This window comes from Streptosporangium sp. NPDC006930 (assembly GCF_040635605.1).
In the GTDB taxonomy this organism is placed as follows: domain Bacteria; phylum Actinomycetota; class Actinomycetes; order Streptosporangiales; family Streptosporangiaceae; genus Streptosporangium.
Genome location: NZ_JBEYID010000008.1, coordinates 145,363 through 160,722 on the forward strand (window position 1 = coordinate 145,363; position 15,360 = coordinate 160,722).

General features: G+C 71.0%; 12 protein-coding genes. 8 read left to right on the forward strand and 4 right to left on the reverse strand.

Annotated features, from left to right (window positions below; all coding sequences use genetic code 11):
* Positions 1–5 precede the first annotated feature (5 nt).
* Entirely contained in the window at positions 6–476 is a 471-nt protein-coding gene (locus ABZ664_RS16545; RefSeq protein ID WP_362509605.1) for a GNAT family N-acetyltransferase, read from the forward strand.
* On the opposite strand, the gene xseA is transcribed toward ABZ664_RS16545, so the two are convergent.
* Entirely contained in the window at positions 454–1,662 is a 1,209-nt protein-coding gene (xseA, locus tag ABZ664_RS16550; RefSeq protein WP_350947960.1) for an exodeoxyribonuclease VII large subunit, read from the reverse strand. The two genes, ABZ664_RS16545 and xseA, sit on opposite strands and share 23 nt — an antisense overlap.
* A gap of 27 nt (positions 1,663–1,689) precedes the next feature.
* Entirely contained in the window at positions 1,690–3,096 is a 1,407-nt protein-coding gene (locus ABZ664_RS16555; RefSeq protein WP_362509608.1) for a hypothetical protein, read from the reverse strand.
* 112 nt (positions 3,097–3,208) lie between these two features.
* Between ABZ664_RS16555 and ABZ664_RS16560 the strand changes: the two genes are divergently transcribed.
* Positions 3,209–4,177 (forward strand): 4-hydroxy-3-methylbut-2-enyl diphosphate reductase, encoded by a 969-nt coding sequence (locus ABZ664_RS16560; RefSeq protein WP_362509611.1) that lies wholly within the window; start codon positions 3,209–3,211, stop codon positions 4,175–4,177.
* 203 nt (positions 4,178–4,380) lie between these two features.
* On the opposite strand, the gene ABZ664_RS16565 is transcribed toward ABZ664_RS16560, so the two are convergent.
* The gene (locus tag ABZ664_RS16565; RefSeq protein WP_362509614.1) at positions 4,381–4,920 is read right to left on the reverse strand and encodes a DUF6542 domain-containing protein; all 540 of its coding nucleotides are present in this window, start codon (positions 4,918–4,920) and stop codon (positions 4,381–4,383) included.
* A 137-nt stretch (positions 4,921–5,057) separates the two neighbouring features.
* Positions 5,058–6,362: a DNA recombination protein RmuC gene (gene rmuC, locus ABZ664_RS16570; RefSeq protein ID WP_362509617.1), complete on the reverse strand. Its 1,305-nt coding sequence runs from the start codon at positions 6,360–6,362 to the stop codon at positions 5,058–5,060.
* A 196-nt stretch (positions 6,363–6,558) separates the two neighbouring features.
* Here rmuC and ychF point away from each other — a divergent pair, with 196 nt between their 5' ends.
* From ychF to ABZ664_RS16600, 6 genes are all read left to right on the forward strand, one after another.
* On the forward strand, positions 6,559–7,647 hold the full coding sequence (gene ychF, locus ABZ664_RS16575; RefSeq protein ID WP_362509620.1) for a redox-regulated ATPase YchF: 1,089 nt from the start codon (positions 6,559–6,561) through the stop codon (positions 7,645–7,647).
* Between the two features lie 660 nt (positions 7,648–8,307).
* Positions 8,308–9,336, forward strand: coding sequence for a conjugal transfer protein (locus ABZ664_RS16580; protein WP_362509623.1), 1,029 nt, complete (start codon positions 8,308–8,310; stop codon positions 9,334–9,336).
* Positions 9,337–9,486: 150 nt separating this feature from the next.
* The gene (locus ABZ664_RS16585; protein WP_362510052.1) at positions 9,487–9,762 is read left to right on the forward strand and encodes a hypothetical protein; all 276 of its coding nucleotides are present in this window, start codon (positions 9,487–9,489) and stop codon (positions 9,760–9,762) included.
* Between the two features lie 47 nt (positions 9,763–9,809).
* On the forward strand, positions 9,810–12,536 hold the full coding sequence (locus ABZ664_RS16590) for a TcpE family conjugal transfer membrane protein (protein WP_362509626.1): 2,727 nt from the start codon (positions 9,810–9,812) through the stop codon (positions 12,534–12,536).
* A gap of 23 nt (positions 12,537–12,559) precedes the next feature.
* Positions 12,560–12,697, forward strand: coding sequence for a hypothetical protein (locus ABZ664_RS16595; protein WP_362509629.1), 138 nt, complete (start codon positions 12,560–12,562; stop codon positions 12,695–12,697).
* A complete protein-coding gene (locus tag ABZ664_RS16600; protein ID WP_362509632.1) occupies positions 12,694–15,186 on the forward strand; it encodes an ATP-binding protein in 2,493 nt (830 codons plus the stop codon). The genes ABZ664_RS16595 and ABZ664_RS16600 overlap by 4 nt, the downstream gene beginning before the upstream one ends.
* Positions 15,187–15,360 lie beyond the last annotated feature (174 nt).

Genomic DNA, 15,360 nt, shown 5'->3' on the forward strand with positions numbered 1-15,360 from the left:
CCGAGGTGAACGTTCGTGACGCGACGGTCGGCGACATTCCCGAACTGGTGCGCCTCCGGGAGATCCTGGCCGACCGGATGGCGATGGACGGCCACCTCCCCATCGAGGAGGAGTGGCAGGGCGCCTACGCCGAGAGCCTCCGGGAGCGGCTGGGCAGCTCCGACACCGCCGTCTACGTGGTGGACTCCCCCGGCCACGGGCTGGCGGCCTGCGGGATCGGCCTCATCTTCGACCGCTTTCCCGGCCCCAGCCTTCCCGACGGCCGCTACGGCTACGTCCAGGGCATGACCACCGACCCCCGCCACCGGCGCAGGGGGCACGGCCGGGCGATCATGGGAGCCCTCCTGGAGTGGTACCGCGACAGCGGAGTCCGCAGGGTCGACCTGCACGCGACCTCCGACGCCGAGCCCCTCTACCGGCAGCTCGGCTTCGTCGACGACGGCTACCCCTCGCTCACCTGGCGGGATCGCTCCTGACCCGCACCCGGTCGTCGGGGAAGCGCACCGTGAGCTCGTCACCGGGGGAGACCTCGCTCGCGAGCCGTACGACCTCGCCCGAGGGGCGCTGCACGATCGCGTAACCGCGTTCCAGCGTGGCGGCGGGAGACAGCGAGACCAGGCGGGCACGCAGGTGCTCCAGCGAATCGGAGGCACGGTCCAGGGAGGCGGTGAGGGACCGCCTCGCCCGGTCCCTGAGCTGCTCGGCCTGCTCGGCCCTACGTTCGACCTCGCGCACCGGGTCGGCGAGAGAGGGGCGGGAGCGGGCCGCCGCGAGCCAGGCCGTCTCGCGGTCGAGCCAGCCGCCCGCCACCCTGCGGCCCCGGTCGCGGAGCTGGCGGATCAGCGTCATCTGCTCGCCGACGTCCGGCACGACCTTCTTCGCCGCGTCCGTCGGGGTGGACGCGCGCACGTCGGCGACCAGGTCGAGCAGCGGATTGTCCTGCTCGTGGCCGATCGCGCTCACCACGGGCGTACGGCAGGCCGCCACCGCCCGCACAAGAGCCTCGTCGGAGAAGGGCAGCAGGTCCTCCATCGACCCGCCGCCCCGCGCGACCACGATGACGTCGACCTCGGCGTCGGCGTCGAACTTGCGCAGCGCCTCGACGACCTCACCGACCGCGTACGGCCCCTGCACGGCCACCGGCTCGACCTTGAACCGCACGGCGGGCCAGCGGCGCCGAGAGTTTTCCAGCACGTCGCGCTCGGCGGCCGAATCGCGACCGCAGATCAGCCCGACCGTGCCCGGCAGGAACGGCAGCCGCCGCTTCCTGTCGACGCCGAAAAGCCCCTCCGAGGCGAGCAGTCGGCGCAGCCGCTCAAGCCGCGCCAGCAGCTCGCCCACCCCGACCGGCCGCATCTCCAGCGCGGTGAACGCGAACGAGCCCTTGTTGACCCAGAAATCGGGCTTCAGGTGGGCCACGATCCTCGCGCCGTCGACCGGCCGGGGGACGGTCGCCTCGTAGACACCGCGCGGGCAGGTGATCCGGGCCGACACGTTGGCCACCGGGTCGCGCAACGTCAGGAACACCGTGCCGCCGCGGGCGGTCAGCTCGGTGATCTGCCCCTCGACCCAGACGGTGCCGAGCTTGCCGATCCAGCCGCCGACCATCTGCAACACCGTGCGAACCGGTAGGGGCTGCTCAGGGGTGGTGTTCGAGCTCATGGCCGGGAGCCTACGCGCCGGAGGCGACTATTCCGCGGCCGCCAGCTTGGCCAGGCGGTTCTCGTACATCCGCACGACGACCTCGCGGTCCGCGGTGGCCCGCTCGTAGGCGAGCAGCTCCCGGATCTGCTCGGCGGTCCTGCCACGCATCCGCGCCCGCAGGGACGCGACCGTCAGCTCCGAGTAGCCGGGCAGAGGCTCGGCGGGTGTGGCGGTTTCCGAGGAGGACTCCGCCGCCGTGGTGGTCGTCTTCGAGGAGGGGCCGGCCGCGTCGGCGGCCTCGGGTGCCGCGACCCTGGTCCCGGTCACCTCGACCACCGCGGCGTCCGTGGCCCCGGGCTTCGCGGTGTCGACCTTGGTCACCTCGACCTTCACCGCCGCGGGGGTCTCCACCTCGGCCGGGGTGCCTTCCCCAGCGGAGGCCGTGGCCCTCGTCAGGGTGCCGCTCTCGGCGCTCTCGGCCACGGTGTCCGCGGGTGCGGCCTTGGCGGTCGCCTTGCGGGTCCTGGTCGTCCTGGCCTTCGGAGTGGTGGCCTCGGTGGTTTTGGGAGCCTCGGGGGCTGCGGCTGCGGCTGCGGCGACCGGGGCCTTGGCCTTGGCCCGGGTGGCCCTGGGCTTCTTGGCGGGGGTCTCGACGACCGCGTTCGCCTCCGCTGCCGGAGTCTCCGCGCCCTTGACCTCGGGGGCCTCGGGGGCCTCGGGGGTCTTGGGTGCCTTGGCGGTCTTGGGAGTCGAGGTCTTGGCGGCCTTGGGAGTCTCGGCGACGGCCGGGGTCTCCGAGACTTCCGGGGCGGCCGGTGCTTCCGTGGCCCTCACCTCGGCGGTGTCCGAGGGCTCCGTGGCGACGACCTCGGCGGGCTTCGCCGGGGCGGGCTCGGGCTCCGGAGCCGGGGCGGGCTCGGGAGTCGAGGCGGTCTTGGGCTCCGGAGTCGGGGCGGGGGCCTCGGTGGTTCCGGTAGTGGCAGGGGCGTCGACGACCTCGGAAGCCTTGACCTCGGGGGCGTCGCCGGCCTCGGCCTTGACCTCCGGGGCCTCGACGGCGGGGGCCTTGACCTCGGGCGAGGAGGGTGTCGCGGTGTCGGGCTTGGTGGGGCTGAAGATGACAGGGTCGGGGGTGGTCTTCGTCCCGTTGCGCTCGGTGGAGGGAGCGCTCGCGGCCTTCTCCGGACGCGGTGCGAAGATGACGGGCTCGCGACGGGTGGGCTTCCCCGCCTGCTCCGTGCTCTCCTCGCCGCTCTTCCTCGGCTGGTCGCCGACCGTCCCTGTGGGCTCCTCGGCGGTCTCGCCCTGGCCCGAGGTTCCCTTGAACCTGGTCCGGACGCGGTCACCGAGGAGCAGGGCCTGGCCGACCCCGCTCAGTGCGCTCTGCAGCATGTGCAGCGGCAGGTCTTTTGCTTTTTGTGTGACATTGCGAATCATGTCGGGGACTGACATATCGTCTCCCTGGGAGGTCTGTATCGAGAAGGCTAGTGTGACAAGACTTGTGCCGCATGAGCTTGTGGGACGTATGGGCAGTCTCGCGGGCGTGTCCACGTAGCATATGAGCATGACTTCAGACACCCCCGCGACCCGACGCGTACTAGTGGCGAAGCCCCGTGGTTACTGTGCGGGGGTCGATCGTGCGGTCCAGGCCGTGGAGAAGGCGCTGGAGCAGTACGGCGCCCCGATCTACGTACGTAAGCAGATCGTCCACAACACCCACGTGGTCAAGACGCTGGAGCAGCGCGGGGCGATCTTCGTCGAGGAGACCGAGCAGGTGCCCGAGGGCGCGATCGTCGTCTTCTCCGCCCACGGCGTCTCTCCCGCGGTCCACCAGGAGGCCGCCGACCGCGGTCTCAAGACGATCGACGCCACCTGCCCCCTGGTGACCAAGGTGCACAACGAGGCCAAGCGTTTCGCCTCCCAGGACTACGACATCCTCCTCATCGGTCACGAGGGCCACGAGGAGGTCGAGGGCACCGCGGGCGAGGCGCCCGACCACGTCCAGCTCGTCGACGGCCTGCACTCGGTCGACACCCTGCGGGTCAAGGATCCCGAGCGGCTGGTCTGGCTGTCGCAGACCACGCTGTCGGTGGACGAGACGACCGAGACGGTCTCCCGGCTCAAGGAGCGCTTCCCCAACCTGATCGACCCTCCGAGCGACGACATCTGCTACGCCACCCAGAACCGCCAGGTCGCGGTCAAGGAGATCGCCGCCCAGGCCCAGCTGGTCATCGTCGTCGGCTCCGAGAACTCCTCCAACTCCAAGCGGCTCGTCGAGGTCGCCCTCGACCACGGGGCCGAGGCCTCCTACCTGGTCGACGACGCCTCGCTCATCGACGACGCCTGGTTCGACGGCGTCACCACGGTCGGCGTGTCGAGTGGCGCCTCGGTGCCCGAGGAGCTCGTCGCCGAGGTCCTGGCCCGTCTCGCGCGAAACGGGTTCGGGGACGTCGAGGAGGTCGAGTCCGTCCGCGAGAGCGTGCGCTTCGCCCTCCCGCACGAGCTGCGCAGGGACCTGCGCGCCACGGTCTGACGTCGCGTCATCCGCCTGGGAGGTCGAGTCCGTCCGCGAGAGCGTGCGCTTCGCGCTCTCGCCTGAGGACCCCTGCCACCCTGAGGACCCCTGCCACGCTCCGGCCGTCCGATCCGATCGGACGCCTCATGCGAGGCCCTGGCCCGGCAGCCTTCTCCGCGGTCTGGGAGATCCCGTCACGGGCGAGCCCCCGCGCCCGGCCGCTACTGCCCCTCGCGGGGGGTGCCGTACACCCTGGGCTCGAAGTATCCCTCGGGCTCGGGGGCGAAGGCCCTGCCGTCGCCGCCGTCGCCGTCGCCGCTCCTGGGGCGGGGCACCGAGGCCTTGGAGGCCCTGAGCTCCTCGCGCAGCTCTTGGACGCAGCGGGTGAGTCCCCGGCGCCAGGCGATGACCAGCACCAGGAACGAACCGCCGAACAGCCACGGGGCCCCCTGCGACAGCGCGGTGTACATGCCCAGGCCGAAGGCCTGCACGGGCGTGGACGCGAACAGGGATCGGATCGCCTCGATGAGCGCGGTGGTCACGAAGAAGAGCAGGGGCGGGGACACCACCAGCGACAGCAGGTCCCTGCGGTTCACCAGCGACGCGGCGGCGACGCAACCGGCGACGAACGCCGCCCCGGTCAGTGCCGCCACCCCGGTCAGCGCCTGCAGCACACCGCCCACCAGCGTGGACGCCAGCACGAAGGCCAGTGCGCCCCGAACGGTCAGCCGGATGCCCGAGGCCCGGTCAAGCTCACTCATGCGATCACCCCGCCGACCGGCTGCACGCCGCCTCGCTCGTCCACCACTCGCCCCCTGACCTTGACCACCGCGGCCCCCGGCGCCGTCGCCCTCGCTATCTCCAGTGTCCGGCCGCAGGAGCCCCCGAGGGAACAGTTTCAGGGCAGGTCGTTGGTCAACCTACCGTTCAGGCGGGATACGAGAGGCGGGCTTGGCTCCTCTCGCGCGAGGAGTTCGGGTGAGGTCAGGGCGCGCGGCAGGTCCTCGACCGCCTGTGGCGTGTCCAGGTCGCTCTCGACCAACCCCAGGTCGTTCAGCTTGCGGGCGCTCACCAGCACCCGGGTCTCCAGCGAGCCGACCGTCCTGTTGTACGACTCCACGGCCCGGCTCAGCGAGCGGCCCAGGGCGTCGACGTTGCGTCCCATGCTGCCCAGGCGCTCGTACAGCTCCTTGCCGACCTCGAAGATCGCCCGTGCGTTCTCGCCGAGCGCGGCCTGCTGCCAGGCGTACTGCGCGGTGCGGAGCATGGTGATGAGTGTGGTCGGTGTGGCGATGTGGACCCGCCGTCGCATGGCGTACTCCAGCAGGGCGGGGTCGCGTTCCAGCGCGGGGGCGAGGAACGCCTCGCCGGGGATGAACAGCACCATGAACTCGGGTGCCGGGCTGAACGCCTGCCAGTAGGGCTTCGAGGCCAGCCGGTCGACGTGGTCGCGCACGTGCCGGGTGTGGGCGTCGAGCCGGGCCGAGGAGTGGTCGGGGTCGGCCGACTCGGCGGCCTCCAGGTAGGCGGCGAGCGAGACCTTGGAGTCGACCACGATGTTCTTGCCGCCGGCGAGCCGCACGATCATGTCGGGTCGCAGGACGCCGTCCGGCGTGGTGACGCTCACCTGCTCGTCGAAGTCGCAGAACCGCTGCATGCCGGCGATCTCGGCGACCCTGCGGAGCTGGAGCTCGCCCCATCTGCCCCGCGCCTCGGGCCGCTGCAGGGCCCGTACCAGCGAGTTCGTCTGGGCGCGGAGCTGCTCGTTGCTCTCGCGGACGATGTCGATGTGCTTGGCCAGCTCGGCGTGGGCGGCCCGCTGGCCCGCCTGGGTGTCGCGCAGCTGCGTCTCGACGCGGGCCAGGGTGTCCTTCAGCGGCTCGATCAGGTGCTCGACGGCCTGCTTGCGCTGCTCCAGCTCCCCGGCGGCCTCGGCCCGGTTGGCGGCGAGCCTCGTCTCCGCCAGCTCCAGGAATCGCAGGTTGTTGACGTCCAGCGCCCGGCTCGACAGGGCCTGGAACCGTTCGGAGAGCTGTCCCTCGATGTAGACGACCTTCTCTTCGGCGATCTTCGCGCGGGCCTCGGCGTCGGCGAGGCGGGCCATGACGTCGGCGGCTCCCGAGGAGGAACGCGCCCGGCCCAGCAGGAAGCCGATCGCGAGTCCCGCGGCGAGGCCCACCGCGAGCTGGAAGGAGAGAGCCATGACATCCACCCCGGCATGATTCCAGGCCCGGCCGCTTCCGGCGGTTCCGACACGCTCCTCGGCCCGGAACGGCACGGAACGGCCCGGTTCGCGCCCCATGAGTGACCCGTGAGTGCCAGGTGAGCGCCCTGCGATTCGTACCTGTGACCTGCCCGTGGCGGGTAGCAGTGGGTCATTCCGCGTAAACTCGGCTCACGTGAGCCTGAGCATCGGCATCGTCGGATTGCCCAACGTCGGCAAGTCAACGCTTTTCAACGCGCTGACGAAGACCGCCAACGCCCTGGCGGCGAACTATCCGTTCGCCACCATCGAGCCCAACGTGGGCATCGTCGGCGTTCCCGACCCGCGTCTTGAAAAGCTGGCCGAGATCTTCGGGTCCGCGAAGATCCTGCCGGCGAAGGTCGAGTTCGTCGACATCGCCGGCCTGGTCCGCGGGGCCTCCGAGGGACAGGGGCGAGGCAACCAGTTCCTCGCCAACATCCGTGAGACCGACGCGATCTGCCAGGTCATCCGGGTCTTCAACGACCCCGACGTGACCCACGTGGACGGCGGCGTCGCCCCCGGGCGCGACATCGAGACGATCAACACCGAGCTGATCCTCGCCGACCTGCAGACCCTGGAGAAGGCGATTCCCCGCCTCCAGAAGGAGTCCAGGACCAACAAGGACCGCAAGGCCGCGCTCGACGCGGCGGAGGCGGCGTTCAAGCTCCTCGACGGTGGCGCCACCCTGTACGCCGGGGCCAAGGGCGCGGGCATCGACCCCAAGGACCTGCGCGAGCTGCACCTGCTCACGGCCAAGCCGTTCCTGTACGTCTTCAACCTCGACGCCGACGAACTGGTGGACGAGAAGCTCAGGGCACAGCTGTCGGCGCTCGTCGCACCGGCCGAGGCCGTCTTCCTCGACGCGAAGATCGAGTCCGAGCTCGTCGAGCTCGACGACGCCGAGGCGCTGGAGCTCCTGCAGTCCGTCGGCCAGGAGGAGTCGGGTCTCACCCAGCTCGCCAGGGTGGGCTTCGAGACCCTGGGCCTGCAGACCTACCTGACCGCGGGTCCCAAGGAGACCAGGGCCTGGACGATCCGCAAGGGCGCCACCGCCCCCGAGGCGGCCGGGGTGATCCACACCGACTTCCAGCGGGGTTTCATCAAGGCGGAGATCGTCTCCTTCGACGAGCTCGTGGAGACCGGCTCCATCGCCTCCGCCCGCCAGGCGGGCAAGGCGCGCATCGAGGGCAAGGACTACGTCATGCGCGACGGCGACGTGGTGGAGTTCCGCTTCAACGTCTGAGCGAACGGTCGTCCTCGCCGCGCGCGAACTCCGGTCGAACGGCGTCTTCGCCGCGCACGAACGGTCCGGTGAGCTCTCCGACCTCGAACCGGACGAGCACGTTCGGGTCGGTTGGATCGTGGGCGACGGCATCGTGGATCGTGAACGACGACGTCCCGGCGAATCTCGTCTCCGCGACGGTCGGTGCGCCGGCCCGGCATCGGGCGGGGGCCTGGACGCCTCGTCGGACCTCCGGAACCGGCGGGGCGGCCGACCGTGGAGATCGGCACCGTCCGCCTCGGGGTGGCCGGAACCCCCTCGCGATGGCGGCCGGTGGTGAGGAGGTGTATTTCCAGGGGTTGTGACCCCAGGTGACGTATTTCGTGTTAAATGCGCAGGTCGCGACAGTCAGGGGGCTGTCTGGTTAGCAATGGGTGGCGTTTGAGTAATCACCCCACGCGCTGGCCAGGGGGAATGCGCTTTTCCTCGACCATAGGCCGCATCGGCGCCCTCGTCGAGGTTCCAGACCCGGTTTGCTCAGTCATCATGATGCCTGCAGCATAGGCGTGGCTTTCCTGGAAGAATCGGCGGGGCGGCTAGAGTAAGTGCGTCACCATGGCCAACGGGATCGTCAACAATACGACACCGCACCGGCCGAGGATTGACGCGAGCGGAGGCGTGATGGCTCGAAGGTCGACAGTCCAGCGTGATCCCCGGATCGCTGGCGACCCTGAGCTGTCGTCATATCCGGACTTCCCCGACGATCCCGACCTCGATCGCGCTCCGGCGCGCGGGCGGGGCGTGTCGCGCGGACGCTGGTCCGGTGGAGGCGGACGCTGGCTGGTGTGGGCCGGTCGCGCCGTGCTCTGGGCGCTGATCGTCGTCATCGTCGTGAACGGGGTCCGCGCGCCCTTCGAGCGCTTCACCCAGCAGAACGCGCCCTCGAGCGCCGTGCCCGTCGAGGGAAACGGGTTCCCCACGGTCCAGGCCTCCGCCTTCGCGGCCCAGTTCGCCGAGGTCTATCTGAACTTCGACGGGGCTCGCCTCGCGGAGAGGGAGTCGAGGCTCGCCCCCTACCTGCCGGAGGGCGTCGAAGGGCAGTTCGGCTGGGACGGTTTCGGCAGGATGAGCGCTGGAGCGGTGCAACCGTACGGGATCGAGGTCGTCGACGCCGACAACGCCGTCGTCACCGTGGCCTACCAGTCGGAGAACCGCCGCCAGCTCCTGTCCGTGCCCGTCTACCGCGACCGGGCCGCGGAGAGGTTCGTCGTCGCCGGACGTCCGGGCATCCTGCCCGCGCCGAGGGCGGCCGGCCTGCCGCCCAAGGCCGCACCCGAGCGCGACCGCGACGCCGAGCAGGAGCTGCGCACCCCGCTGGAAGACTTCTTCAAGGCCTATGCGGGTGACACCACCGCGCTGCAGCGCTACGCCGACGCCGGGGTCACCCTGCAGGGATTCGGGGGGGCGTTCACCTTCCTGCAGCTCAAGGACCTCTCCGTGCCCGTCAGTGGGGGAGTCGACCGCGAGGTGACCGCGACGGTCACGTGGGGCGTGCCGTCGAAGGCAGTCCCGTCCACCGACCCAGAGCCCGCCGATCCCGGCCAAATGGGAGGCAAGCTGGAGCAGTCCTACTTGCTCACCATGGTCAAGCAGGGCGACAAGTGGTTCGTCAAGGACATCCGCGGCGCATACCGATCTGTGGCGGGGTAAGCATGATCGAATGGTGCCGATCCACGGTGAGCAGACCCCCCTTGATCGATGAGCCGTCGGTCCGGGTCCCCGCGCACACGCGCCGAGGACCCTTATCCGCTTGGCGGGCACGATCGTGAGTACGGAGGACAAGAAGTGATTCTCAAGACCATGCTGCTGAGCGCCATGGAGCTCGCTCAGCCCACAGCACCTCCGGCGGGCGTCAACACCGAGGGCCTGGCCGACTTCCTCCGCAGCTTCTTCGCGCCGCTCTTCCTGGTCATCGTCTCGGTGGTGGCACTCTTCTTCCTCTTCACCCGTGAGATCACCAGGTTCGTCCAGTTCATCATTCTGGCGATCGCCATCGGAGTGATCTTCTACGTTCCGAACATCATCGAGGTGACTGCCAAGGCGATCGCGGGCGCGCTGGGCATTTCGGGGGGTTGAGACCGGGTTCGAACGGTCAAACAAGGAGAGGCGGAGAGGAGGATCACGTGGATCTGCCCACGTACACCAATATCTGGAGGATCGAGAAGCGGCTCTACAAGCTGTACGACCTACGGCTGCCGATGCCGCTCCCGATCGTCTGGATCGGTGGGTTCGTGGGAGTGCTGGCCCCGTGGTCGCTGCTGCTCTACCTTCTCGGTCTGCCCTTCGCCGCCCCCTGGCACGTGATCTACCTGGTGCCCCCCGGTATCGTCACCTGGCTCTCCACCCGGCCGGTGATCGAGAGCAAGAGGCTCACCGAGCTGCTCCAGTCGCAGGTGCGCTACGTGGGAGAGCCGCGCACCTGGTGCAGGATGGCCCCCCTCTCCGAACCCGCCGAGGTCACGCTGACCGGCCGGATCTGGCGGGCCGCGCCGCAGTACACGGCCGTCAGGGTCAAGGCGTCGCGCAAGGCCCGGCACGCCCAGGCCAAGCGCGCCGCCGCCCGCCGCGAGGTGCGTCCCGCCGTGGCCGCGGCCGCGGCGGCCGCCGCCACCGCGCCCGTCGCCAGGGCCGAGGTTCACGCGCTTCGCCAAGGTGTCGCCCCGGCCCTTGGCCAGACCTCGGCCCTTGGTCAGGCTGCGGGCGTCGGTCAGGGCTCGGGCGTCGGTCAGGGCTCGGCCGCCGAGACTTCCCGGGGCGTCGAGACCCCCTGGGCCGTCGAGGCGCCCCCGGTCGCCGTCCCCGCCGTTCTCCCCGTGCCCTCTGCGCTGTCCGGACCCTCCGCGCCGTCTGTGCGGTCCCTGCCCGTCGTGACTCCGGTGTCCGAGCCCGTCGCGTTCGCCGAGGCGGCCGAGGCCGTCGAGTCCGCGCCGGGTACGCCGATCCCCGGCCCTGCCTCGCGACCGCCCGCGGATCATTCCCGCGGACCTTCCGAGGAGCGGGCCGACCGCACTTCGCCGGCCGGATCCGCGGCCGAGGGGAAGGCGGACGATTCGAGGGACGAGACCCCGGGGGCGTCCGGCGCGACCGCGGCTCCGCCCGCTCCGATCGGCACCGAGGCGCTGCGGCGGCTGCGCAGGCTCGCGGCCTCCGCGGAGGCCGAGCGCGCCGCCGCGGCCCCCGCCCCGCCGGTCGTGGCCCCACCGCCGGTCGTACCTTCCGCTCCGGCCATACCGGTCGCGCCTCCCGCGGCGGTCACGCCGCCCTCCGAGGTGATCGTGCCTTTCGCGCCGGTCGAGCGTCCCGACGCGCCGGTCGGGCGACCCGAGGTGATCGCGCCCGCGGCGTCCTCCGAGACCGACGCCCCCACCTCGAAACCCTCCGAGGAACGGCCCGAGGCACCGGCCGTGCCGCAGCCCTCGGCACCCAGGGCACCACGGGAGGAGACCTCCGCTCCGGCCCGTGCGGTGTCCGCCGAGAGGCCGGCCGTCGTGCCCGACCCCGTCAGGAAGCCCTCGGAGCCCGCCCCCTCCTTCGTACCCAGGTTCGTCGGACCGGCGCCGGTCGGGCGCCGCGCCGAGGCGGCCGAGCTCCCGCAGACCGGACAGAGCAGGCAGGACAAGCAGGACAGCCAGGACGAGGAGAGCGCACGGCGTCAACACCGCAAGGGGCAGCCCGCGCCGATCGGGCGCGCGGCGGAGACGGCGGAGACGGCGGAGACGCTGAGGGCGTCGAAGGCGTCGAAGGCATGGCCGCCGGAGCGGCCCGCGAGTGCGCAGGCGGGTCCCGGCGCCCCGGCGGGCACCGGCGTCCAGGGGGGCGGCATGTCGATCCGCGCGGTTCCCTCGGGGCCTGCCACGGCGGATCCGGTCACCCCCGCGGTGCCGGTGACCGGTTCCTCACGTGGCGAGGCCGAGACCAGGGTCCGCCGGGTCGAGTCGGTGGTCGGCCGTGACTCCTCCGGCGGCTGGCGGCGGCTGGCCCAGGTGGTGATCGGACCCGGCGGTGGCCGTACGGACGGCTCGGAGATCGACGAGGCGCGGGCCAGGGCGGTGTTCAGCGGCAGTCGCCGGGTGGTGGTCCTGGGATGCACCGGCGGCGCCGGGCAGACCACGACCGCGCTCATGCTCGGCCACACCCTCGCCCGCTACCGCGAGGACCGGATTCTCGCGGTCGACGCCAGCACCGGCTCCCACGCCCTGTCCAGCCGGATCCAGGGCGAGTCGCCGGAGACCCTGACCTCCCTGCTCTCCGGGCTCGACAACGTCCAGGGATATCTCGGCATGCGCGCCTACACCAGCCGCTGCGCCTCGGGGCTGGAGGTCCTCGCCGGAGACAGCGACGCCGGTGCCGAGCAGCGCCTGTCCGACCGCACGCTCTTCTCCGACCGGCGGCTCGGCCAGACGATGGACATGCTCGACCGGCACTACAAGGTGGTCGTGATGGACCCGGCCGCGGCTCTGGCCGCGCGGGTCCTCCCCTACGCCGACCAGCTCGTCCTCGTCGTCCCGGCGAGCGAGGACGGGCCGGACGCGGTGGCGATGACCTACGAGTGGCTCGACGGGCACGGTTGCTCCGACCTTCGCCATCGGGCGGTCATGGTGGTCAACGGGGTGAGCCGCCGCAGCATGGCCGACGTGGAGCAGGCGGAGGCGGTCGCGCGGGGCAGGTGCCGGGCGATCGTCCGGGTGCCCTGGGAGGACGCCCTGGCCCCCGGCAGGGCCGATCGGGTGGAACCGTCCCACCTGCGGGCGCCGGGCCGCCGGGCGTATCTCGCCCTGGCCGGTGTCGTCGTGGCGGGCTTCGGAACGGTTCAGGCGGGTCGACCCAGCGAGGAGGAACTAGCCCAGTGATCCCCCGGGCGCGAGGAGATGCGGTGAGCGGGCGAGACGAGGTGCGGGTGGTGAGCGGGCAGGCCGGGGTCCGGATGAGCGGACGCCGTGGAATCCGGATCGGCGAGGGGTCCGGAGGCCGCGGAGGCAGGGCCGCGCGCGCGATGGAGGAGGGGCCGTGAGCCGCGCCTCCCAGGCGCGCAGCCGCCTCGCCGTCCGATACTTCGACGATCGGATTTTGCTGACCGACTCGTCGGTCTGGGCCTATTTCAGGCTTCCCACCGTGAGCTACGAGTTCATCACCCCCGAGGAGCGGGAGGCGCTCGCCACCAACATCACGATCGCGCTCGCCGCCATCCGCATGCCCGACGCCGAGGTCCACCTGCGGGTGGCGCACCGCACCTATCCCGCCGCCGAGTGGGCGATGGCGCTGAACGCCACCTCCGACGAGGGACCGGGCTGGCGCGACTACCTGGAGGACATGTATCGCCACGTCTGGGCCAAGGACTTCTGGACAAAGGAGGTCTATCTCGGCGTGCGGCTCGGCACGCGCGGGCGGCAGCTGGGCACCGGGGTCCTCGCGCAGCTCTTCGGTTTCTACCAGCGCAGTGAGAAGGCCCTGGGCATCGAGGACGACCACGTCCCCAAGGCGGAGATCGCCAAGTGGTCCGAGCAGGCGGAGCGGCTGGGCAGGGCGCTGTCCGCGAGCGCGCTGTACGCCAGGCACGCCACCTCCGTCGAGCTCGCCTGGCTGTTCCAGCACGCCACGACCGGTTCCCTCGGTGACCCCCCGGCCTCGGCCAGCCCCAAGCGCCGGTGGGGACAGGGGGAGATCGAGTCCCTCGTCGAGGGGCAGATCCACAACGGCAGGGCGCTGCTGCGGATCGAGCAGCCGCAGGGCGACTCCTACGTCGCGCACATGTCCTTCGCCCGCTTCCCCGACCTCATGCCCTTCCCCGACGGCGAGCCCTGGATGCACTTCGCCGACCAGCTGCCCTTCCCCGTGGAGATCAGTTCGAGGATGCGGCTGATCCCGCCGGTCAAGGCGAGCAAGGACGTCGCGCGCAAGCTCGCCCACGCCCGTGACATGGACATCCACATCCGTGAGGCGGGCGCCGAGGCGCCACTCGCCCTCGCCGAGCAGATCGACGCGGCCAGGATGCTGGAACACGGCATCACCAAGGAGCGTCTGCCGTTCGTGTACGGCTGGCACCGCCTGATCGTGTCGGCCCCGACCGAGGAGATCTGCGTGCAGCGGGTCGAGGCGGTCGTGGAGCACTACCGCGACATGGGCATCGACATCGTCAACTCCACCGGCGACCAGTTCTCGCTGTTCTGCGAGACGCTGCCGGGAGAGCGGGTCCGGGTGAACGCCTACGCGCAGCGGCAGCCGCTGCGCACCATCGCGGGCGGCATGGCCACCGCCACCGTCGACCTGGGCGACCGGACGGACGAGGGCGGCTCCGGCTGGATGGGCCCGTACGTCGGGGAGACTTTGGGCAGGGCGCGCAGCATCGTGCACTTCGACCCGCTGGTCGCGGCGACGCGCAACCGGCCGACGGCGATCGCCATCACCGGCGAGCCCGGTGGAGGCAAGACCACGCTCGCGCTGCTGATGATCTACCAGATGGCGCTGCGCGGGGTGACGGTCGCGGTGATCGACCCCAAGGGCGACGCCGAGTCGCTGGTGCAGCTGCTGCAGAAGCGGGGCAGGAAGGCGCGGATCATCCCGCTCGGGTCGGCGGCCCCGGGCCTGCTTGACCCGTTCTCGTTCGGTGACGACCTGGCGGCCAAGAAGACGATGGCCACCGAGACCCTGCGTCTGCTGCTGCCTCGCATGTCGGAGGAACGCGAGTCGGCGATGATCCAGGCGGTCGCCGCGGTCTCCAACGGCCATGACCCGTCGCTGGGCAAGGTCGTCGACTTCCTTGAGCAGACCGAGGACGCCGCCTCCAAGAACCTGGGCGCGGTGCTCCGCTCCATGTCGGACATGCATCTGGCCAGGCTCTGCTTCGACCCCTCGGGCGGCGACCAGATCGACACCGAGGGGTGGACCACGGTCTTCACCCTGGGCGGCCTGACGCTGCCCGACGCCTCCACCGGTCGCGACGACTACTCCTACGAGCAGAGGCTGTCGGTGGCGCTGCTCTATCTCGTCGCGCAGTTCGCGCGGGGTCTGATGAACGGCCTGGACCGGCGGACGCCCAAGGCGATCTTCCTGGACGAGGCGTGGGCGATCACCTCCACCCCCGAGGGGGCCAAGCTGGTGCCCGAGGTCAGCCGGATGGGCCGCTCCCGCAACACGGCGCTGGTCCTGGTCTCGCAGAACGCCGGAGACCTGCTGAGTGAGCAGGTGACGAACTGTCTGTCGTCGGTCTTCGCCTTCCGCTCCACGGAACGGGTCGAGGTGGAGCACGTGATGGCGCTGCTCGGGGTCGAGCCCTCCGAGGAGCACAAGGCGGTGCTGCGCTCGCTCGGTAACGGTGAATGCGTCTTCCGGGATCTGGACGGTCGCGCGGGCCGTATCGGGGTGGACCTGATCTCGGACGAGCTGCTGCGCTGGCTCGACACGAATCCGACCCACGACAAACCCGACGAGAAAGTGCATGATCTTCCTGGGGGCGACAGAGTCGGTAGGCCGGGGGCTGCGGCGCTGGAGGTGCGGTCATGAAAGGCTCCCTTAAGGGATTCGATGGCTTTCGCGGGAGACGGCCACTCGGAGGGCCGAAGGGTCTCCGCGGGCTTCGTGAGGTCCGTGAGTTCCGCGGTCTCCGTGGGATTCGCGGGCTTCGTGAGGTCCGTGGGCTTCGTGAGGTCCGAGGCACATCGGGCTCCCGCGCGGGTT

What these genes read in the sequence shown, in the direction of transcription:
- xseA (WP_350947960.1), bottom strand. Translation starts at nt 1,662, where the DNA reads ATGAGCTCGAACACCACCCCTGAGCAGCCCCTACCGGTTCGCACGGTG.
- ABZ664_RS16555 (WP_362509608.1), bottom strand. Translation starts at nt 3,096, where the DNA reads ATGTCAGTCCCCGACATGATTCGCAATGTCACACAAAAAGCAAAAGAC.
- ABZ664_RS16560 (WP_362509611.1), top strand. Translation starts at nt 3,209, where the DNA reads ATGACTTCAGACACCCCCGCGACCCGACGCGTACTAGTGGCGAAGCCC.
- ABZ664_RS16565 (WP_362509614.1), bottom strand. Translation starts at nt 4,920, where the DNA reads ATGAGTGAGCTTGACCGGGCCTCGGGCATCCGGCTGACCGTTCGGGGC.
- rmuC (WP_362509617.1), bottom strand. Translation starts at nt 6,362, where the DNA reads ATGGCTCTCTCCTTCCAGCTCGCGGTGGGCCTCGCCGCGGGACTCGCG.
- ABZ664_RS16580 (WP_362509623.1), top strand. Translation starts at nt 8,308, where the DNA reads ATGGCTCGAAGGTCGACAGTCCAGCGTGATCCCCGGATCGCTGGCGAC.
- ABZ664_RS16585 (WP_362510052.1), top strand. Translation starts at nt 9,487, where the DNA reads ATGCTGCTGAGCGCCATGGAGCTCGCTCAGCCCACAGCACCTCCGGCG.